This is a genomic window from Paenibacillus sp. PAMC21692 (assembly GCF_014303795.1).
In the GTDB taxonomy this organism is placed as follows: Bacteria; Bacillota; Bacilli; order Paenibacillales; family Paenibacillaceae; genus Pristimantibacillus; species Pristimantibacillus agaridevorans.
In genome coordinates, this window is sequence record NZ_CP060293.1 from 8,311,154 (window position 1) to 8,331,986 (window position 20,833).

The following is a 20,833-nucleotide window of genomic DNA, read 5'->3' on the forward strand; positions in this document are numbered from 1 at the left end:
CCTTTGCCGTAGCTTGTGAAACGCTTTCATGTGTTCAGTTTAGCATCGGGCAAAGCGGAATCAAATTCAGGATCTTGCACAAAAATATAAAAATATTACGATAACAAGCTCTTTGGAATAGCTCTTAATTTTGTTTGTATAAAATACTTCATCTTTTGTACAGAATAATGTATTTATTTCGGAGTGAGTCTGCTTTATACCTGAAATGTAAGCACTTTATTAAAAGTTGAAGGAGATGATAAGTAATGTGGAATTCCAGATTTCTCAAGACTCTTTATTTCATTCTCTGCTTTCTACTCGTAATACCCGTAATCGGAAACAGGGATCGAACAACCTCTGTTCAAGCAGCATCATTAGGCTCGCAGATATACGTCTTGGATCTCGATCATTTTCCCGATCCTCAACGGCGTGTGGACTGGTATGACATCCAAACCTTTGTTGGCACCTTGCAAGGCATCGTGAATCAAAAAGGACCGCGCCTCTACATTCGCAATTACAAGACCTCTCCTGCGCTGCCCTATGTTACGAATACCGATACAGCCAAGATAAACACCTACTGGCTTAATAAGTTTACCCAGCCGGGTCAATGGCTGAGCGAGGTCACCGTAACGCCAATTATCGGATCGGATATTTACACAGCGCTCGATCATCTGGTCTCGACATTTTCAAGTGATATTCAGGGCCTGATCGTATGGGATCCCAAAGTGATGGCGACGGTAAATGTCGCAACCACGATTGCCGGCATTACGGGTTCCCCGATCGTGATGTCCGGAGGCGCTTTATATAATCGGTTGACATCTGCGCACGGGTTAAACGTCCAAACCGGCTGCAATGCGTCTCCCCTGACAGGGCCCTGCAATTTCACGGGGAAATTCTCCGGAGCGAATTCCAAAACGGATGCTTATCTGTGGGCCAAAACGAATTACCTGGATACCGGTTTGTCAAATCCCGGCTTGCTGAGCTACATGGAAGACAGCTTCACAAGTCAGCCGAACAGCTCGAGTGCACTTAATTATGGACTTTCACGAGACTATGTCGTCAAAAACAAAGGATTCGCTTTCGATCTATCCGTATGGTCGGACGAGAAGCCAAACGATGCTCCAGAACAAATCTTGGGTAATGATAGCGCGGTCTTCGACAGCATTCTGCAGTCTTCATACGATCGGTGGGGGATTCAATGGCCGATTGAAATCATTGGATTTTTCCCGTGGTGGGATAAGTATTCCACCTTTCAATCACGCGGGATTCACAGCGAGGTAGACGGCGAATGGAAACTGGCCGAAAAAATTTCCTCTTATAACGGCCACTTATCCAGCATCATGGATACGATCGGTTATTTGAATGCCTCTTTCCATTCTTGGGCGCCTACCGGCAAGCAGCTTGCCAACCCGCCAAAAGCTCCCGCCAAAACGACACTTGCGAATAAAACTTATGTCCTCTTCTATATGGGGGATCACGATGGAGGCACGATCCATCAGACCTTCCCTTATCTATGGGACGATAAGCAACGAGGCACTGTCCCCTTAACATGGGGAATCGTCCCGAATATGATTCAAGATTATCCCGATATCGCTCAATTCATTTATGATACGGCTACTCCTAACGACTATTTTGTAAGCGGTGCATCCGGGGCCGGATATGCCAATCCCGGTTCGCTTCCGGATTTAGACAATTGGCGACAATGGAACGAAGTGATGAATAATCGAGCCGGCTATACAATATCAGGCTTTGCCTTGAACGGAAATGCCGGGACTCTCAGCAGTACAGCGGAGAAGATCTATTCCTACTTCAGCAATGACGGGTTGATCGGTTTGACGGGTCAAGTAGCCGGACCCCTTCCGAACGTGCGAAACGATAATATGGCGGTTTCCGATAATTATGGAATCGCGAATAACGACATTAACGGAACTGCCTCCGCCATTGTAGGCTTGGCGCAAGCTAAATTTACGGGAATCGGCAGCTCGCCGAACTTTCTCGTTCTTCGTTCCGCTTTCGCCACGCCCGCTTTTATTGAAAAGGTTTACGCTAGAATAAAAGCCGATCAACCCGCTTACAATTTCGAAGCCGTCGACCCGTATACGTTCTTCTCGTTAGTCAGGCAAGCGAAGAAACCCGCTGCAGATGACGGGATCGTGCTCTCGGCAAATATGCCGGATCGCATGGTAGCCGGTCAAGACTACGAGGTTTCGGTTATGGTCCGTAACGTCGGCAGCAGCACTTGGGTACCGACAGGCACCAACTCCTTTAAACTGGGAGATTTCACAGGAAACACGTTTGTTTGGAAAAAGCCAGACACTTCGCTCATTGAGGCTTCCGGATCGCTGAGCAGTCAACGCATCTTACTGAATCCGGGAGAGAGCATCCCGCCTCAAGGAACAAAAACATTCCAATTCACGGTCACCGCTCCGGCTTCGGCCGGCATATCCAATTTCCAGGCACAGATGGTGCACGAAGGCGTTGCTTGGATGGGAAGCTTGTATACGCGTCCGATTCAAATTGTCTCCACCAGCGGAGACCAGGCTATCGTAACCTCTGTCACTGCTCCAGCCGAGTTGGTCGAAGGTACGACGGGAACTGTTACCGTGACGGTCAAGAATGTGGGCAGTACAATATGGACCTCGTCGGCCAATTATCGACTGGCGGCGCTGTCCAAAGGCTTGCAGCATAAAAAATGGGTTCCAAACTCCATGATTTGGAGCAATTTTGGATCATCAGGCGGCTTCAGCACCTCCGAATCAAGTCAGCGCGTGTTTCTCGCAGCTTCCGATTCTATTGCCAGCGGGCAAAGCAAAACCTTTACGTTTAGTGTGACGGCGCCCTCCAAACGAGGCAAATACGTGTTTTCGGGACAAATGGTGCATGATGGAGTCAGCTTCTTTGGCACAGCGTTTGAGAAAGAAATCAATATTGTTCCCCCAGGACGGAACGGTAAAAATGCGGTGGTTGTTGACACTACCATTCCATCCTATATGGCGCCTAATAGTACCCGCAGAGTTACGGTCAGTGTCAAAAATACCGGAACGGAAACGTGGACAGCAGCCGGCTTATACCGATTGGCTAACCATTCGTCTAGTCCTGCCAATGAATTCTTATTCAGCAATTTCGAAGATGGAGGGTACAGCAACGCCCCTACAGATCAGAGAGTTTTCTTAAATGGTTCGGAAAGTGTGGCGCCGGAGCAAACCAAGTCGTTCACTTTCGACATCACGGCTCCTTCCACGCCGGGAGCCCATACTTTGTCGCTTGATATGGTCCAGGACGGTGTGGCTTTTTTCAATAACCCGCTTGTCTTTTCGATTTCAGTCGGCAGCGGCGATAACTCAACGGTCGTTAATCACTCGATACCTTCTACCCTTTCGAATGGAGCGATTGCCAGGGTGTCCGTGGAATTCCTGAATAGCGGAAACACGGTATGGTCGAAGGCGGACCAATATGAGCTAATAACGACAAGCAATAACCAATTCAAGATCGCCGATTTCGGTCTGGACGGCGGAAGCGGCACCCTCCCCACGGCACAGAATATATTTATGTCTGACGGCCTGCGAATCGGGCAAGGCGGACGATATCAATTCGAAACGTACGGATTCGATATTCAAGCTCCAGCTTCGGGGACATCCGCGATCCTTGAGATGCAGCTAGCCAAGAACGGCGTTCCATTCGGCAATAAACTGAATATCAATATCGCGCTTAACAGCGGGTATACCGCCCGTGTCGATGTCGGGAGCTCCTCTTCTTATACGGACTCTAAAGGCAATACGTGGTCGGCGGATCAGGCATACGTCTCGGGATCATGGGGATATTCCTCCGGGACGGCTACGGCAACAGCCACAGGCGCGGTTACCGGCGCGGATTATGATAGCGCGTTATTCCAAACGGGCAGAACGGGATCTCCGCTCAGCTACAAATTCGACGTTGCGAACGGAACTTATCGAGTCACCCTGTTATTCGCAGAGTTAACCGCAACCCAATCCGCTCAGCGGTTATTCGGACTTAAGGCTGAAAGTGCAGATATCTTGTCGGGTTTCGATATCTACAAGATGTTCTCCGGCAAGAACAAAGGAAAGGCTTACTCCTTCGAGGTACCGGTAAGTGACGGACAGCTCAATCTGGACTTCTCCGGTCAAACCGGAGCAGCGCTGGTAAACGGCATTCAAGTGACGAGGTTCAAATAACAACAAACCCGATCCCGGACAAATTGTCTGGGGTCGGGTTTGTTATTAAGCATTGGGCGGCGGCATAACCTCGGCGGGGATAACAATCCTGACCAACGTCCCTTGATCAGGCACGCTGGTCATTTCCACGCCAAAGTCGTTTCCATATCGCAGCTGTATTTTCTCATGCACATTCCGAATGCCATAACCGCCCCTCGTCATGTATTGTCCGGGCAGAAGTACCTCCTTCATGCCGATTCCGTCATCCTGAACTTCAAGTATGATGCGGTTTTGTTCCCGATAACCTCTAATCGTAATCGTCGTTGTGCTTTTTTTCGTTTTGGGGCCATGAAGAATCGAATTTTCCACGAAAGGCTGCAAGATGAGTTTAGGCGTGTACGCATCCAGAATATCGTGCTCAATATCGTAGATAACTTCTATTTTCTCTTCCAATCTTATTTTTTGGATATTCATATAAGCTTGTATTTGTTGAACCTCTTCGCCGATCGTGAGATATTCCCGCCCTTTGTTTAAAGATAGTCTGTAGAAGATGGATAAGTTATCCACCATGGAGATGATTTTTTCTTTCTCGTCCTCCAGCACCATCCAGTTGATCGTCGCCAACGTATTGTATAAAAAATGAGGATTGATCTGTGCTTGCAGGGCTTTCATTTCTGCTTCCTTCTGTATGATCTGGCTGGCAGTCAGTTGCTCGATAAGCTCTCTGATTTTACGAATCATTCGGTTGTAGTTTTTAGCGAGCTTGCCTATCTCATCCCTTCCATCGATGGCAACATGCATATCCAGGGACAAGTCATCTACTTGCTCCATATTGCTGGAGAGGATCGAAATTCTTCTGGACAGCCTGCTTCCAATCGAGATCGCAATCAAAATGGAAATCACGATACTAATAATGACAATAAAAATGGTGAACCGCTTTACCGTATTCGCGCTCGACAACAAATTTTCCAAGGGCATTTCTCTAAAATAGATCCAGTTGGAGCTCTTCCCTTTCTTGAAAAATACCAAGTTCTTTGTATCGTTTTTTGTCACAACGAAGTTGCCCGACTCTTTCCCTTCCATTTTGTCCAAATAAGCTTGATCCAGCTTTCGATTCGTCCCGGGCGAAGATTCGAAACTGTTGAATATGACTTCGTCTCTCTCGTCCGCAACGAAAAAATGGTCTCCATTGTTCGGGTCATTGGACATATACTCGCCGAAAACCGTCTCGTATCGAATATACATTTCCAAAATGCCTACGATTTTTTCAAAGTTGAGAATCATCGGTTTTACGATCGCGATCCTCGTTTCAAGAACAGAATCTTCATTTACGGCAGAGTATTTCGGTTTAATATCCTCATTGGTTACGAACCAAATTTTCAACTTGGAAAATTGGATGTAGTCATTTACGCTAAACTGGTCCGTTTTTGCAAAATACTGCTTATACCACCAAGTATCCACAGCATGCTGTACATTCAGTAATTTCCCTCCCGCCTCCGGCAAGGAATCGTTATTCTTAAATATGAAAATGTCCAATATATTATTGGTCGTATCGATTTCCTTAATCTCGTAAGCCTGAGATATCGTATTGAGGAATTCATAGGAAAAATCGGCAGGCGACTTATAATCATGGGATAAAGCAAGTACAATTTCTTTATTATTCGCAATCTGATTCATTAACTCATAATACGTGCTCAGCTTATCCTCGATATTCATTTCGACTTGATCCAGGGTTTGCCCGTAAGAGACGGTTGCCTGATTATAGATATACTTCTCTACGTTCGTGTAAGAAAAAATGCCTGCGGATAATACCGCGAATATAATTAAAGCACCGTAGCTAAGAATCATTTTATTTTTCAAACTAATATTATTCATGCGCCTGCTCACGCCCCGCTAGTCCGGCTTCCCTGAATTCTCTAGGACTAACGCCGAACATGCTCTTAAAAACGGAGCTGAAATACGAAGTGCTGTTAAAACCTGTTTTTTCAGCAATTTCGTAGATTTTTGCATCGGTTTCCGTTAGAAGGGCCTTTGCATGCTTCATCCTGACTTTTATCAAATAATCAATAATGCTTTCTCCGACGTTTTCTTTAAAAATATTGCAAATATAGCTTGGCGTTAAAAATACCGTCTTCGCCAGCTCATCAATCGTAATCTGTTCATCGTACTTCTGCTCAAGCACATTGATAATCGACTGTACGACTATGGAGTGTTTACGCGACCTTTTTTGATGAATATATTTCGATAACGTCGTTAGTGTGTTTACGAGCCATTCTCGAGCATCAGGAATGGTATCGAAACGATAGATCGGTTCGCCCAGGCGTTCCTCACGTCCATAAATGGTTTCGACTTTTTCATCCATGTTATAGATGATCTTATAGATATCGCTCAGTATTCGAAAACAAAAGGCTTTTAATGTATGCTCCCTTGCATCGGATGGAATCGGCAGCAGCTTTAATATCTTGTCAATATCTTTATCGATCTGCTCATATTTCCCGATTCCCACATCTTCGATCAATCGCTCTATCTTATCTTCAAGGCTCACAGGATGATTCATTAGGGGATAAAAATCTTGAAAACAAATGGTATTCCCTTTACCCAGATAAAACTTTTGCCTCGATGCGATTTCCGCCTCCCGGTAAGCTTCGTGCAGCTCGAAGAACTTATTTTTTTTACTGCTGACGCTTATGGTTATCGTTTTATTAAACACATCATGCAAGGATTCCCTTATACGGTCAATCTGCTGAAGCGTCTGATTTTCATCTTGGCAAGTGTCATTGAGAATGAGGATAAATTCGTTTTCTTTGGACATCAGCGTCATGCCATTATCCGAATACGCCTCGAGCAGATAATGATAAAACCTTAAGAACAACAATTGATGGTCTACTTCGGAAAGATGCTGTTCCAGCCCGTTATCGATCTGAATTAATAACAGATTGTAACCGTTTTCCGGAAAAGTAACGGATAAGGCTTCCGCCCTTCTACAGATCGTCTCTTCATTTTCCAAGTATCCATAGATCAGATCCTTTATAAACTTCTCCACAAGAAGCGGTTTGCTCTCCTCGAGCTGTTTCCTCATAAGAAGCGATTCGGACTCCGATTTGCGCTCCGAAACGATTTGCGACCCCAGCTTTTCCAATTTATCTTTTAATTGCCGAATGTTAATCGGCTTTAACATAAAAGAATACGCTTTCAATTCTATGGCCGACCTGGCAAATTCGAACTCATCATAACCAGTGATAATCATGATTTTAAGTTGCGGATTTAGCTCCTGAGCCTGCCTGGACAATTCCAGCCCATTTAAGCCCGACATCATAATATCGGTAATCAAAATATCGACTTGATGAGATTCCATAAGGCTTAGCGCCTCATCGCCATCTTCTGCACTACCGACAAGCTCCATCTGAAGTTCCTTCCATGGAATATGACGGGAAATGCCCTCTCGCTGTATTCTCTCATCATCCGCAATGACAACCTTTAGCATAAGCAATCCCGCCTTATATGTGATGTCTTGCTTTCGTATAGCATTCGATAGTTATGCGTCCCCTATCATACCGCGGAATGTACAAAATGACCATGCAAAATATTGCACGATGTTATAAGTATATATTAATTTCCTACACACTCTTTCAACTATTCTACAAAATCGGCTTTTATTCCGCATAATACCTATACTCGCTATGTATAGCAGGCTTTCTAGCATGTATATTAATACTAAAGATATTCATGCTAGTCAGACAGGGGGTAATAACATTGCTTAAAGTAATTATAGCGGACGATGAACGAATACAAAGGGAAGGCATTGCCAAGCATGTGGATTGGCAGGCCTATGGGATGCAGATCGTTGGTCTTGCAAAAGATGGCGTACACGCGCTGGAACTGATTGAGAAGAACGGTATCGATCTTCTCATTACCGATATCAAGATGCCAAAAATGCATGGATTGGAACTAGCCGAACTGGTCCAGCAATTAAACCCCCAGGTCAAAATTTTGATCATTAGCGGGTATAACGACTTTGAATATGCAAGAGCCGCGATCGAATTGAAAGCGTATGCATTTTTATTAAAGCCGATTTTGTTCGATAAACTAATGCAAGAGCTTGATAAAATACAATCACTGATCTTACAAGAACAACACAAGCAGCACACTCTCGCTTCCTTGAAAGAACAAATTCAGGAAAGCAAACCGTTGCTTGCCGAGAAGCTGTTTCAGCATATCCTGCACGGATTTCTAAGGGATGAGGAAATGATCCACAATCGTATGGACACGCTCTCTTTGCCCTTACCCGAGAATGGCTATGACACCCTGCTGTTGCAAATCGACGCTCCCCCGGATTCTCCTGAGATGGACGCCAAGAAACAACTAACCTATTTGCAATTTCTCGATCGGCTCGCACGTTTCGCTGCCATCGAGCGGCAAGGGCAGGCCTTCCAAACAAAAGAAAATGAATTCGCAATCGTGCTTTATGCCTCAGAGCCTGACGGGCATTCTTCCGTTCCCGATGTGATCCGCGAGGTCAGGGAAAACCTGCTTCTTCCGTACAACGAAATGTTGACGATCAGTATTAGCAATCGGAAGGCCAGGCTCAGTCAATTGCATGAAGCCTACAAGGAATGCGAAGCGGCATCAAGACAAAAATTTTATCTCGGCAAAGGGAAGGATATCTACTACCTTGACAGTATGACCGAGCAAACATTCTCCGCCAATTATGACGTTTTCTACGAACAGTTGATCCAAGCGGTGGAGATTGGCAATGTCAATCAGGTAGAACAGACAATTGAAGAAATATGCAAGGAATTTACCCAAATGTCTTCCGGTTATAAGCCGTTTATTAAAGCTTTTTGCTTTCGAACGATGAGCGATCTGATCCGAATTATCCATGAATCCAATGAAAAAATAGAATCCGTGTTCGGCGAAGAGCATCGGCTATGGGATCGCATCTATTCTTTCGATACGCTTCCGGAAATTCACGAGTGGCTCAAGGAAACGGCCGTCTCCGCTTGCCGGCATCTTCACGCAAAGCGCACAAGGAAAAATACGAACATCATCGAAACCATCATTCAGAATCTCGAAACCCGTTATCACGAGCCCATTACGATCGACGAACTTGCGAAGCGCATCCACCTGACCCCCAACTACATTTCCAATATCTTTAAGGAATACGTTGGGGAGAGCATTATCGACTACCTGACGAAGGTGAGAATGAAACATGCCATTCGATTGCTGACGGACGAATCCGTTCGAATCTATGAGGTCGCAGAACAAACCGGTTATAACAGCACCTCTTATTTCAGCGTTGTCTTTAAGAACATGTACGGGATCAGCCCGAAGGAATATCGGGACCAATCTCTAAAATCGTAAACAAATGGAGCGAGCACAGATGAAAATGCTAAACAACATAAAGCTTCGAAACAAGCTGCTCATCTGTTATGGCAGCTTGATGATCTTTGCTGTCAGTCTGGCCGGTCTGCTAACCTATCAGAAAATCCAATCCTACATTTATAACCAATCGAGCAAATCGTACAGCCAGACCCTTAATCAGGTCGCCATGAATATCGATTACAAGATGAACACGCATCAAGAGCTCCTGAATCCGTATATTACCAATCATAAATTTATCGCCGCTTTAAATACGACCTACTATTCGCCTGCGGATTATACTTATCAATATCTGGATAATCTTCGATCAATCTTCGAGTTGGAGCGCCGTTACCCTTCTATTAAAAATATAATTATCTATAAGAAAAACGATACCATGCCCGATATCGGCACTTACCCGGACAAGCCAAGCATCTCCGACGCGGAGAATACCATCATCGATATTGCCTATGCCGAACAACGCGCATGGTACCAGAAGCATTTCACCAACTTGGACGAAACAGACCTGGCCGGCCTCATCGCATTATCCAACGCCTCGATCTGGACAGTCAACGACAATCGGTCGCTCATCTCGATTATCAAGCCGATCATGTACAACAACGACAAGCTCGTCGGCATTGTCGAGATGCAATTGAGGCTCAAGGATATCTTCCAGGATGGAATGTTCAGCGAACATTCACCCGAAGAACTCTTCTATATGGCGAACGACGATGGGGAGATCCGGTTCCAGAGCAATCCCGAGCTGCCTCCGATAGCCGCTCCGTCCGAAAACCCGATGTTTGACAACGAAAGCGCCGGAAGCTGGCTGGCGGAAGGCGATCGCACCAAAAAGCTGGTGTTGTATCAAACCAACCGTCATTCCGGCTGGAAGTACGTGCTCGAGGTGCCTATGGACAGCCTGATGCTCAGCGCGCAATCCATCCGGAATTTCACGGTTGCGATTCTGATCGGCAGCATTTTGATCAGCATCCTGCTTACGCTTGCGATCTCCCGCGTACTGTCCCGCCGAATATCGCTGCTGGCGAAACATATGGAGAGACAGGAGGACCTGACGCTGGAAATTGGTCCTTCCGTAGACGGACGGGACGAGATCGGGATGCTGATGCGAAATTACAATCGCATGATCAAACGGATACGGGAACTCATCGAAGAGCTGAGAACAAGCCAGCAGTTGCAAAAAGAAACCGAAATCAAGTCGCTGCAAGCCCAAATTAATCCCCATTTCCTGTACAACACTTTAGCGACTATTAATTGGATGGCTGCAGATAACGAAACGAAGAAAATTATTGATATGGTAAACAATTTGGCGACTTTTTATCGGTTGTCTCTGAATTCGGGCAAGGAGTACTTGCGAATCAGCGAAGAAATACGCCATGTGCAAACTTATGTCGAAATTCAGAAGATCAGACTGGAGGATATGATCAACATCACCTTCGACATCGAGGATAAAATCTTAACCTTCCACACCCTTAAGCTGATCCTGCAGCCATTCGTGGAGAATGCCATTTTGCATGGCGCCGAGCATAAGGATGGAACAACCAATATCGCCATCAAAGGCCATCTTTCGCACGAGGAGTCCTGCGTAATCTTCGAGATTATCGATGACGGAATCGGCATGGATCTGCCTTCCCACAACCAATATGTCAGCAATGGCGGCTACGGCATACACAATGTCAACGAAAAGATACAGCTTCAGCACGGACATCAATACGGCGTCCGATTATTCAGCAAGCTGGGAATCGGCACCAGGGTAGTGATTCGAATTCCCGTCCTTGAATGAAAACAAAAAAACGGAACCGAAGGCCCTGCCCCCGATTCCGTTTTTTTGTAGTTGGCTACTTTTTCAGATATTCGTCGATCAGACGGAGCTTCTCGGCCGTAACCTCAGGAGCGCCGATTTTTTCGAAGTGGGCAAGCATTTCTTTCGTAATCTTGCGCGCTTCCTCTTCCGTTTTGGCAAATATGGCCTTGGCCTGCCACTTGTCGATTTCGGGCCACAGATTGCCCCAATGCTTATCCCATTCCGGACCCGTTCCGGCAGGGTTAAACAGATTGTCGTCAACCGTATAACCTTCCGCCCAGATCGTTTCGCCCATCCGGAATTCCTCCGTGCCCGCCTTCACTTCCATCGTCGGAATAACAGGATATTTCAGCAGATTGTAGAATATGAGGCCTTCGCTTGCTTGGAATACGCTGTCGCCTTTGTCAAGCTCGACTTTCACTTCCGGTTTCGCCTCGTACAAACCGTCTGCATTTTTGACATAATATTCGCCATCGACGCCATGGCTCAGGAAGAATGAACCTTCGTTCGTTGCGTTCCAATCCAGGAATTCCATAAAACGCTCCAGGTTGCGCTCATTCTCCGCGAATTTTTTGGAGATAACGATGCCCTCGAACATGCTGTAGGAGGTCGAAGCGTAGATCGGAAGCGGCAGTCCTTCTACGCGGATAGCGGGGCTTGGTACATAACGGTTGTTCGGATCGGATGCCTTCAGCACTCCATTGGCCGTATCCATCGGCACATGCGTCTGGAAGGTGATGCCGACGCGACCCGAGCTGAGCTTGGCTTGATATTGATCCGGCTGCTGCGTCAGGAACTCGCGGTCGAGCAATCCGTTATTGTACAGCTTATTCATGAAGACCATATATTCCTCGATGCCCGGATGGTTGAACCACCAGTGCAGCGTTTGATAATCTTCCGACAGGTCGTACCAGTTCTTGGTCCACGTATACATGAAGTTCTGCCTGCCCATATGATCCAACGTAATCGGAATAATCGGTTTTCCGTCTACATCCGGAATTTGCTCTTTGAATGCCATTAGCACGTTAAACAATTCGTCCGTTGTCTTGGGCGCTTCCATGCCCACTTGCTTGAGCCAATCTTCTTTGACGAAGAAGCCCAGTACCTTCTCCGCAACGTCAGGATGGCTTGCCGAGTTGGATGGGATAATATTCATCTTTCCGTCTTTCTTATTCGCGAATACGGCGGCGTTATACTCAGGATCGCTATATTTTAGAAGGTTCGGATACTTGGCCAGCAGCTCGTCAGTCGGAATAGAAAGCCCCGCATCCGCCCATTTGTTAGCGATCGCGTTACTCAGCTCGTTGGTTGCATAGCGCACCACATCCGGCAGTTCGCCGCCGGCGAGGAGCATGTTCATTTGATCGGGAACTTCGCCATTAGCCAAGGAGAAACGGATATCTATGTTTTTGTTTTCCAACAGCCATTGGTGCATCGGATTATTTTCTTTCGGCAGAACCGTATCCCCGATGAGCAGAATATTGACGACAAGCGGGTCCTCCTTCGCTGCCGGAGTCTCGGCAGAGGACGACGTTCCAGTCGGCGACGGAGACTGACTGGTCCCGTTGTTCCCCTTGCTGCAGGCTATTAGAGAAGCAGCCATTAAACTGAAGACAAGCACGATGGAGAGCAACTTCGATGACTTTCTCACTGTAAAACCACCTTTTCGATTATTTTATATATTATCAAGATTCCTCAGCCTTTCAAAGAACCGATAATAACGCCTTTAACGAAATACTTCTGCAGGAACGGATACACGCACATAATCGGGATGACCACGACCATCAATGTCGCCATCTTGATCGATTGCGCCGTGACCGTTCGTTTCGTGCTGCTGACCAGATCTACCATGCCGAAGGAATTGCCCGGCGTGCCCGATCGATTAAGATCCAGAATCTTCATCAGCAGCGATTGCAGCGGAATGAGATCCTGCTTAGTGACGAAGAGCGTGGCCGTCATATAGTCGTTCCAATGCCCGACCGCAGAGAAAAGTCCCATGGTTGCGAAGATCGGCAGGCTTAACGGAAATACGATTTTCGTATACACGGTCAAGTCGTTGGCCCCGTCGATATGCGCCGATTCCTCCAGCTCCTTCGGCAGCGCCCTGAAAAACGAACGAAAGATGAATACGGAAGAAGCGCCGTATAAGGTAGGAATGACGTAGACCCAGAAGCTGTTGAGCAGATGCAGCGACTTGTACAACAAGTATGTCGGGATCAGACCGCCGCCGAAGAACAGCGTAATGATAATCATGATGTTGATGATCTTCCTGCCCCTCAGCCTGTCCTTGGACAAGCCGTAAGCCATCAAAGAGACAAGAAGAATGGAAAGCGTCGCCCCGATCAGCGTCCTGCCGATGGTAATGGTGTAGGCGTCCATAATATCGCTTCTGGCGAAGATCGCCTTGTAATTATCCAGCGTAAAGGCTCTGGGCCAAAAATGTATCCCCCCCTTGGAGGCATCGTAACCCTCGCTAAAGGACAATGCGGCGATGCGCCAAAACGGGTATATGAACAGAAACGAGAGCGCGGACAGAAACAGATAGTTGATCCATTGAAACACTTTTTCCCCTCTGGAAATAATCATGCCGGTGTCCCTCCTTTTTTAGAAAATGCCTTCTTCTCCTGTCTTCTTGATCAGGAAATTTAGCGTAAACAAGGCGATCATGCCGATCACGGACTTGAACACTCCGACAGCGGTCGCCATCTCGTATTGGGCTCTGAATATCCCCATCTTCATGACGTACGTATCGATGATTTCGGCTTTATCGAGCAGCATCGGGTTTTGCATGACATAGACTTGCTCGAAGCCTGCATCGAGAATTCCCGCCATATTGAGAATAAACAGCAGAATGATCGTTGGACGGATAGCAGGGAGTGTGATATGCCAGATTTGCTTGAAACGGTTGGCGCCGTCGATAACCGCCGATTCGTACAGCTCCGTATTGACGGACATAATGGATGCGAGATAAATGATCGTTCCGAAGCCGATTCCTTTCCAAACGTCTGACGCGACAATCATCCCCCAGATCAAGTCCGGATCGCCAAACCAGAAGATAGGCTCCTTGATCAACCCCAGAAAGACCAGCAGGTTATTGACAACCCCTCCATCCGTGCTAAACAATTCGTACCAGATGCCCGCCACAACGACCCACGAGACAAAAAAGGGCAAGTAGGAAATCGTTTGCGCGATCCGCTTGAACACGATGTTGCGAACCTCGTTTAATAGGATGGCCAGCAAAATCGGCGCCGGAAATCCGAACACGAGCTTTAGCAAGCTGATGGCGATGCTGTTGGTCATTACAACCGAAAAGTTCGGGCTGTTAAAAAACTCCTTGAAGTTGTCCCATCCTACCCACTCGCTGGCAAAAACGCCCTTGATGATGTCATAATCTTTGAAGGCGATGAGAACGCCGTACATAGGCTGGTAACAGAATACGAGAAACCATACGATACCCGGCAGGACGAACAGGTACAGATACCTGTTGCTCCACAGTTCCTTTCCCAATATGCGGGAATTCAAGCGCTTACTTTTTATTGATGACGATTGCATCCATTAGCCTCCTTGCCTCTGTCAGATCTGTCTTGTAGCCTGCAAATAAATTATAAAATGCGGCGTTTAAAATGATAATTCAGTATTCTACACAAAGTGCTAAGTATTCTATTGGAACGCTTACATGAAAAAATCCCCCGGATCCGGCATCCAGGGGATTAGCTTGCGTCAAACGAACGATTTGCTGCCTATTATGTTAGACTGGCTGATCGTTCTCCAAATACGTCAACAGGTTAAAAATCGCTTGAGCGGCCTCAAGAAATCTTTATACGGGTATAAAATGCGTTTGATGTGTTACTGGTTGATTGTGAGCAAAATTGTGTAAACATTCAGCAAGCTTGTCTGTAGACTCGTGTTCCGATTCTATTCTATGATCAAAGCAAAGAATAGAACAAAATAAAGGGGGAAAATCATAATGGAAAATCAGGAACTGCGCATTCGTCTGCTGGAGGGGGAAGTCTGGTGGGGCGGAGATATTACATACGGCAATGAGATGCCGTTTGGACGAGAGACGATTGAGGTCGATCTTACTGTGCGCATTCGCAGCAATCAGGCGGCGCCGCTTCTCGTATCAAACAAAGGACGATATGTGTGGGCCGACAAACCGATTCGTTTCCGGTTCGAGGGCGGCTTGCTGACCGTTTACTGTGAATCAGGAGAGCCGATCTTGCGAGAACTTGGCGGTACTCTCCGCCAGGCATTACGCTCAGCTGCAGCCGAACACTTTCCGCCAACCGGCAAACTGCCGGATAAACGATTTTTCACAGTGCCGCAATATAACTTATGGATCGAGCTGCAATACGAACCGACACAAGAGAAGACGTTGCGTTATGCCGAGGCGGTGCTGGCGAACGGTCTGCCGCCCGGCGTCATCATGATCGATGACAACTGGATGGAAGACTATGGGGTATGGCGGTTTCGTACCGATCGGTTCCCCGATCCCAAAGCGATGACGGACAGACTGCATGAACTCGGTTTTCAAGTTATGCTGTGGACCTGTCCTTTTGTCAGCCCGGACAATGCCGCGAATTTCCGCAGTCTGGAGAACAAAGGTTTCCTGCTCCGCGACGAACGAGGCGAAACTGCGATTCGCCGATGGTGGAACGGCTACAGCGCCGTGCTCGATTGTACAAATTCAAGTGCGGTCGAGTGGTATCAGAGGGAGTTGCAGAAATTGATCGACATGTATGGCATCGACGGATTTAAATTCGATGCAGGCGATCCCGACTATTATCGGGAATCTGACCAAAGCGCAACCCCCATGCATCCGAACGGTCATTGCGAGGCTTGGGCGGCTGTCGGCCTAGGTTATACCTTTAACGAATACCGGGCCTGCTGGAAAATGGGCGGGCAACCGCTCGTCCAGCGTCTGTGCGACCGCCAGCACAGTTGGGATCTTGACGGGCTTGGTTCGTTGATCCCGAACGGACTTGCACAAGGGTTGTCCGGGTATGCCTATATTTGTCCGGATATGATTGGCGGCGGGCAAATCGGCGACGTGGAGAATAATCCGTCTTTCCGCATTGATCAGGAGCTGTTTGTGCGATATGCCCAGTGCTCGGCGCTGTTCCCGATGATGCAATTCTCAACCGCGCCTTGGCGGGTGCTGGATCGGGAGCATCTCGCGCATTGCATCGAAGCGGCCAAGCTGCATGCGGCGCTTGGCGACACATTTCTGGAGCTGGCGAAACACGCGGCGGCTACCGGTGAGCCGATCTTGCGCCATATGGCTTATGTTTTTCCGGAGGTCGGTTTCGAAGGCATTATCGATCAGTTTATGGTCGGCGATACCCTGCTGGCAGCCCCTGTTGTCGAGAAAGGGGCGCGCAGTCGCAAAATCCATTTTCCGGCAGGCGAGTGGCTGGGAGACGACGGGAGCAAGGTGTTTGGACCTTGCGTGCTGGAAGTAAATGCGCCGCTGTCCCGCTTGCCGCATTATCGGCTGATAAACCGGTAATCACTTCATACTTTCGTTTTGTACAATCCGCCAAAAAAGATGGACTAAGAGCTTGTTAGGCGCTTCGTCCATCTCCCCTTGTACTTCTTTCTGCCCCTGCTTACTGCCCGGCCAAGGCCGATGGATGGCCAAACTCCTCTTCCCAGCGCTTGTCCACTTCCACTTGCTTGCGATAGATCACGCCGGACAGCCCTACACTTAGCTCATACAAAGCAATGAGCGGGATAACGACCAATATATCCGAGATAAAATCCGGCGGTGTAATCGTCACTCCAATTACTGCCATCAGAAAGTAAGCCACTCTTCGCATCTTGCGCAATCGGATCGGGTTGACAACACGTATCGCCGTCAAAAACATAATGACAAGCGGCAGCTCAAACAAAAGCGAAATCGGAACAATAATATTGAACATAAACGCAAAGTATTGGGCTATGCCGTAGGTTTCCTGCAGTTCCAGTTGGCCCGCCACCATTCTGGTGAAATGAAATGCCAGCGGGAATACGACAAAATAGGAAAAAGCAAGGCCAAGCAACAACATGATAAATGCCAAAGGCACATATTTAAGCGCCGAACGCTGTTCATTTTGGCGCAACGCCGGTTTCACGAAAGCCCATAATTGATAAATCGTAAAAGGGAACGTCATAATCAGCGCAATAACCAATGCAAATTTCATGTACATGCCTATGCCGTCCCATAAAGAAAACGTATGCAAAGTTATTGCATTGGCGGCATGTAGATCCGTCAGATAGCTGTACGCCGGCTTGGCCAGCACCATTCCAACGGCAAGGCCGATCGTTAACACAATAAGCACATAGATAAGCCGTCTGCGCAGCTCACTCAAATGATCAAATAAAGACATCAGACCGCCTTCGGCTTTGTCATCGCCATCGCCATCGCTGTGATCTTGCGGTATTTCTGCTGCGGTTATAGCCAAGTCCTCCACCTCCCCATGGCGGTTTTCATGTTCAAGAAAAAAGCGGCCCGCCAAATCCGGCAACCGCTTCTTCCCTGCTCGTTATACTGCTGCGTCCGACTTACTTGCGTTTCTCTGCCTCAATTACGCGAGGCTCCTGTTCTGTTACGTCCAGTTCCTCCAACAGCGGCTTCGTACCCGCTTTAAATTCATGAAGCGTTCGGCCAACCGCCCGCCCCAGCTCCGGCAGCTTTTTGGAACCAAAAAGCAGCAGAGCAATCAGCACGATCATCACAATTCCTGTAGGTCCAATCCCCATCATATCGACTCAACTCCCCTTAGTTGATAAATCCTCCCAATTGCAACATTCGTTTAATTACAACCGCAGCCTGTGCGCGGGTAGCCAAATCTTGAGGCACAAATTGCCGATCGGTTTTGCCGGTCATAATACCGGATTCCGTCATCTGTGCTACCGCAACCTGCGCCCATGAGCTGATCGCCGCTTTGTCCTGGTAAGCAGCCAACACGGGCAGCAGCTTCCCTGTTACGGCAATGGACTTGTCTGCAAATGCCAATGCTTTGGCAAGCATCACGGACATTTGCTCCCTGGTAATTGTATCGTTCGGCCGGAACGTTCCGTCTCCGAAGCCGCTGACGATCTGCGCCTTCACCGCTGCGCCGACAGCGCCTGCGAACCAATCGCCTTCAGCGACATCGGCAAATTCGCTGCCAACAACTGCCGAATCTGCTCCCAATCCCAATGCACGAACAATCAGGCTGACAAATTCGGCACGTGTCACATTTCCTTCCGGAACAAAGCCCGTCGGGGTTCGTCCGTTGATGATGTGTTTGGAAGCAAGCAATTCCACATCGGCTTGCGCCCAATGCCCTTGCATGTCGGCAAATGAGCGCTTCGACTGCACAGTCGCGTACAGACCGTTCCCCAGATGAAGAATACGGATCTCTGTTCCTCCAAGCGTGAAGGTGGAAGGAACAAAGGTGAACTCTCCGGTCTGCGAATTGAACCTGACCGCCGTTGCTTGTTCAGCAGGAATGGCGCTTCCCGCCGTCATGATACTTCTACTCACATAAGTGCGTCCAAAGTCGGTGAATGTCCGGCTATCGCCGTCCGCCTCGATTCGTAGCGTGAAGTCCATAATGTCGCCGATCAGCGTCATACCGGCCGCTGCGGCCTGTTCGGCAATCCGTTCTTTGGCTGCACCTGTGATCGTCTCCATAGTAAGGAAAACCGTGGCGTTCTCCAGCTTCCCGCCAAGTTGCTTCAATTGCGCGGTCAATGTCGGGAAGTTGACTGGCAAGGTATAGCTGCCACTCTCCGTCCTGATCTCCATACCCGCATTTCTATATTCATCGGCTGCCGCAACAAGCCATGCAGCCGGAATGCCGACATTGCGAATCGCTGCCGCACCCGATAATTCAAACCTTATCGTTTGCGCATCCTTCGCTTTCCCTTTCAGCATATCAAGCGCTTTCTCCAGCGAGTCCATATGCAGCATGGCGGTCGTTTCCGCTTGACTTCCCGTTTCCTCAGCCTTCTTTACGCTCAGGATTGCCGCATGCTCGGTAAGCAGAACGCCGCTCGCCGTCTCGATCACATCGCTCGGCTTCGGAACAGTTGTTCCCGGCGTCGTCGCAGGATTTTCTTCAATCGGCGCTGCTGCCCGATTTACATTGACCGTAAAGGTCTTGCTCGTCGAACCGTCTTCAGCCGTCGTCACCAGTATTACCGGGTTGTTGCCTGTATGAAGGCTGATCGGACTCGACAAACCGCCGCTATACGGTTGGCCGTTGAGAAGCATCGTCGTCGCCGAATCATATGCAGCCGCAGTTACCCGAATGCTGGAGACGGCATGTCCGACTTCAACCGAATAGGTCAGAATGCCGGGAGCGAACGCAGGCTGCAATACGCCTGCACTGACCGACAATGCGCCCAGCTCCGCAGTCGAAACTTGCTGCCCCTCTGCAATAACAGTAATGTCATTGCTATTGAAGTTCGCCACATACACGCTGTTCCGTCCCGCATTCACCGCGGCGGCAATCGGATTCCTGCCTGCCGCAATCGTGGAAGTCGCCAAACCCGCTCCATCGATCACCGTCACATCGTTGCTGTTATAATTCGCTGCATAAATCTGATTGGTCGCGGTGTTGACCGCCAAGGCATCCGGGCCGATTCCGACCGGTACGGTAGAAAGATTGTGCGTAGCGCCGTCAATGATCGTCACACTGTTGCTTCCGGTGTTGGCTACATAAATCATACCGGTCGCCGGGTTGACTTCCACCGCAGTCGGCGCGATTCCCACATTCAATGTGGAACTGGTCGTTCCGTCCGTCACCGTGACGGTATCGCTGTAGAAGTTGGCTACATACACGTTGCCTGTCAACGGATTGACCGCCAAAGCGTTCGGGCCGGCTCCTGTCGGGATGACAGAGACGCTGTTGCTCGCGCCATCCATGACCGTCAACGTGTCGCCGTCCACATTCGCCGCGTAAATCTTGTTCGCCGCTTCGTTAATCGCCAGAGCGAACGGGCTTTCCCCGACCGGCACCGTTACCGTATTGACACCGGGATCAGCCCCGTCAATAATCGTCACGGTATCGTCGCCCAGATTCGCTACATAAATCTTGTTTGTCGTTGTATTGACCGCTATCGCCACAGGCAGATTGCCCGTCCCGACCTCTGCGGTGCTATTTGTTGCGCCATCGATCACGGTCACGTTATCGCTGTCCGCATTCGCCACATAAATCTGATTCGTCAGCGGATTCACGGCCACCGCATAAGGCGTTGTGCCCGCTGCGATGTTCGCTACAGCGACAACGCCTCCTTCCACCGTATCTTCCAGCACGGTCACGCTGTCACTGTCGGCATTGGCGATATAGACCCGATTCGTCGCCGGATTGACAGCAACGGCATGCGGCCCTCTGCCGGCCGCGATGCTGGAGGCAGAAGCTGCGAACGCCGACGAAGCCGGCCATCCCGCGGCAAGCATCAGCAAGATGAGCATTCCGGTGAAGCCGCGGCGCAACAGAAGTTTTGCTTGAACCTTCATGAATCACCAATC

General features: G+C 48.5%; 12 protein-coding genes. 4 read left to right on the forward strand and 8 right to left on the reverse strand.

What is annotated here, in order from left to right; genetic code table 11:
* The first annotated feature begins 245 nt into the window (after positions 1-245).
* Positions 246-4,172 carry a malectin domain-containing carbohydrate-binding protein gene (locus H7F31_RS32985; RefSeq protein ID WP_187102305.1) on the forward strand — a complete coding sequence of 1,309 codons (3,927 nt, stop codon included), beginning with the start codon at positions 246-248 and terminating at the stop codon, positions 4,170-4,172.
* Between the two features lie 45 nt (positions 4,173-4,217).
* Here H7F31_RS32985 and H7F31_RS32990 read toward each other — a convergent pair whose 3' ends face one another.
* Both H7F31_RS32990 and H7F31_RS32995 read right to left on the reverse strand, forming a co-directional pair.
* Complete coding sequence (locus tag H7F31_RS32990; protein WP_187102306.1) at positions 4,218-6,026, reverse strand: sensor histidine kinase; 1,809 nt, start codon at positions 6,024-6,026, stop codon at positions 4,218-4,220.
* A complete protein-coding gene (locus H7F31_RS32995; protein WP_187102307.1) occupies positions 6,019-7,635 on the reverse strand; it encodes a response regulator in 1,617 nt (538 codons plus the stop codon). Before H7F31_RS32995 ends, H7F31_RS32990 begins: the two co-directional genes overlap by 8 nt.
* A gap of 269 nt (positions 7,636-7,904) precedes the next feature.
* On the opposite strand from H7F31_RS32995, the gene H7F31_RS33000 reads away from it, so the two are divergent.
* Both H7F31_RS33000 and H7F31_RS33005 read left to right on the forward strand, forming a co-directional pair.
* Positions 7,905-9,512 (forward strand): response regulator, encoded by a 1,608-nt coding sequence (locus H7F31_RS33000; protein WP_187102308.1) that lies wholly within the window; start codon positions 7,905-7,907, stop codon positions 9,510-9,512.
* Between the two features lie 19 nt (positions 9,513-9,531).
* On the forward strand, positions 9,532-11,310 hold the full coding sequence (locus tag H7F31_RS33005; RefSeq protein ID WP_187102309.1) for a cache domain-containing sensor histidine kinase: 1,779 nt from the start codon (positions 9,532-9,534) through the stop codon (positions 11,308-11,310).
* 55 nt (positions 11,311-11,365) lie between these two features.
* Here the strand turns inward: H7F31_RS33005 and H7F31_RS33010 are convergent, their stop codons facing one another.
* The 3 genes from H7F31_RS33010 to H7F31_RS33020 are packed head-to-tail and all read right to left on the reverse strand — an operon-like array spanning position 11,366 to position 14,883.
* Positions 11,366-12,982, reverse strand: coding sequence for a type 2 periplasmic-binding domain-containing protein (locus H7F31_RS33010; protein WP_187102310.1), 1,617 nt, complete (start codon positions 12,980-12,982; stop codon positions 11,366-11,368).
* 44 nt (positions 12,983-13,026) lie between these two features.
* Complete coding sequence (locus H7F31_RS33015; RefSeq protein ID WP_187102311.1) at positions 13,027-13,917, reverse strand: carbohydrate ABC transporter permease; 891 nt, start codon at positions 13,915-13,917, stop codon at positions 13,027-13,029.
* 18 nt (positions 13,918-13,935) lie between these two features.
* Positions 13,936-14,883: an ABC transporter permease gene (locus H7F31_RS33020; RefSeq protein WP_187102312.1), complete on the reverse strand. Its 948-nt coding sequence runs from the start codon at positions 14,881-14,883 to the stop codon at positions 13,936-13,938.
* A gap of 415 nt (positions 14,884-15,298) precedes the next feature.
* On the opposite strand from H7F31_RS33020, the gene H7F31_RS33025 reads away from it, so the two are divergent.
* A complete protein-coding gene (locus H7F31_RS33025) occupies positions 15,299-16,840 on the forward strand; it encodes a glycoside hydrolase family 31 protein (protein WP_187102313.1) in 1,542 nt (513 codons plus the stop codon).
* Positions 16,841-16,940: 100 nt separating this feature from the next.
* On the opposite strand, the gene tatC is transcribed toward H7F31_RS33025, so the two are convergent.
* The 3 genes from tatC to H7F31_RS33040 all read right to left on the reverse strand — a co-directional run bounded on the left by tatC (position 16,941) and on the right by H7F31_RS33040 (position 20,821).
* The gene (gene tatC, locus H7F31_RS33030; RefSeq protein ID WP_187105672.1) at positions 16,941-17,699 is read right to left on the reverse strand and encodes a twin-arginine translocase subunit TatC; all 759 of its coding nucleotides are present in this window, start codon (positions 17,697-17,699) and stop codon (positions 16,941-16,943) included.
* 175 nt (positions 17,700-17,874) lie between these two features.
* Positions 17,875-18,075, reverse strand: coding sequence for a twin-arginine translocase TatA/TatE family subunit (locus tag H7F31_RS33035; RefSeq protein WP_187102314.1), 201 nt, complete (start codon positions 18,073-18,075; stop codon positions 17,875-17,877).
* A gap of 16 nt (positions 18,076-18,091) precedes the next feature.
* Entirely contained in the window at positions 18,092-20,821 is a 2,730-nt protein-coding gene (locus tag H7F31_RS33040; protein ID WP_187102315.1) for an S-layer homology domain-containing protein, read from the reverse strand.
* Between the last annotated feature and the right edge of the window lie 12 nt (positions 20,822-20,833).

Coding starts and splice junctions, on each gene's coding strand:
- H7F31_RS33035 (WP_187102314.1), bottom strand. CDS start 18,075: ATGATGGGGATTGGACCTACAGGAATTGTGATGATCGTGCTGATTGCT.
- tatC (WP_187105672.1), bottom strand. CDS start 17,699: ATGTCTTTATTTGATCATTTGAGTGAGCTGCGCAGACGGCTTATCTAT.
- H7F31_RS32985 (WP_187102305.1), top strand. CDS start 246: ATGTGGAATTCCAGATTTCTCAAGACTCTTTATTTCATTCTCTGCTTT.
- H7F31_RS33025 (WP_187102313.1), top strand. CDS start 15,299: ATGGAAAATCAGGAACTGCGCATTCGTCTGCTGGAGGGGGAAGTCTGG.
- H7F31_RS33020 (WP_187102312.1), bottom strand. CDS start 14,883: ATGCAATCGTCATCAATAAAAAGTAAGCGCTTGAATTCCCGCATATTG.
- H7F31_RS33040 (WP_187102315.1), bottom strand. CDS start 20,821: ATGAAGGTTCAAGCAAAACTTCTGTTGCGCCGCGGCTTCACCGGAATG.
- H7F31_RS33005 (WP_187102309.1), top strand. CDS start 9,532: ATGAAAATGCTAAACAACATAAAGCTTCGAAACAAGCTGCTCATCTGT.
- H7F31_RS32995 (WP_187102307.1), bottom strand. CDS start 7,635: ATGCTAAAGGTTGTCATTGCGGATGATGAGAGAATACAGCGAGAGGGC.
- H7F31_RS33015 (WP_187102311.1), bottom strand. CDS start 13,917: ATGATTATTTCCAGAGGGGAAAAAGTGTTTCAATGGATCAACTATCTG.
- H7F31_RS32990 (WP_187102306.1), bottom strand. CDS start 6,026: ATGAATAATATTAGTTTGAAAAATAAAATGATTCTTAGCTACGGTGCT.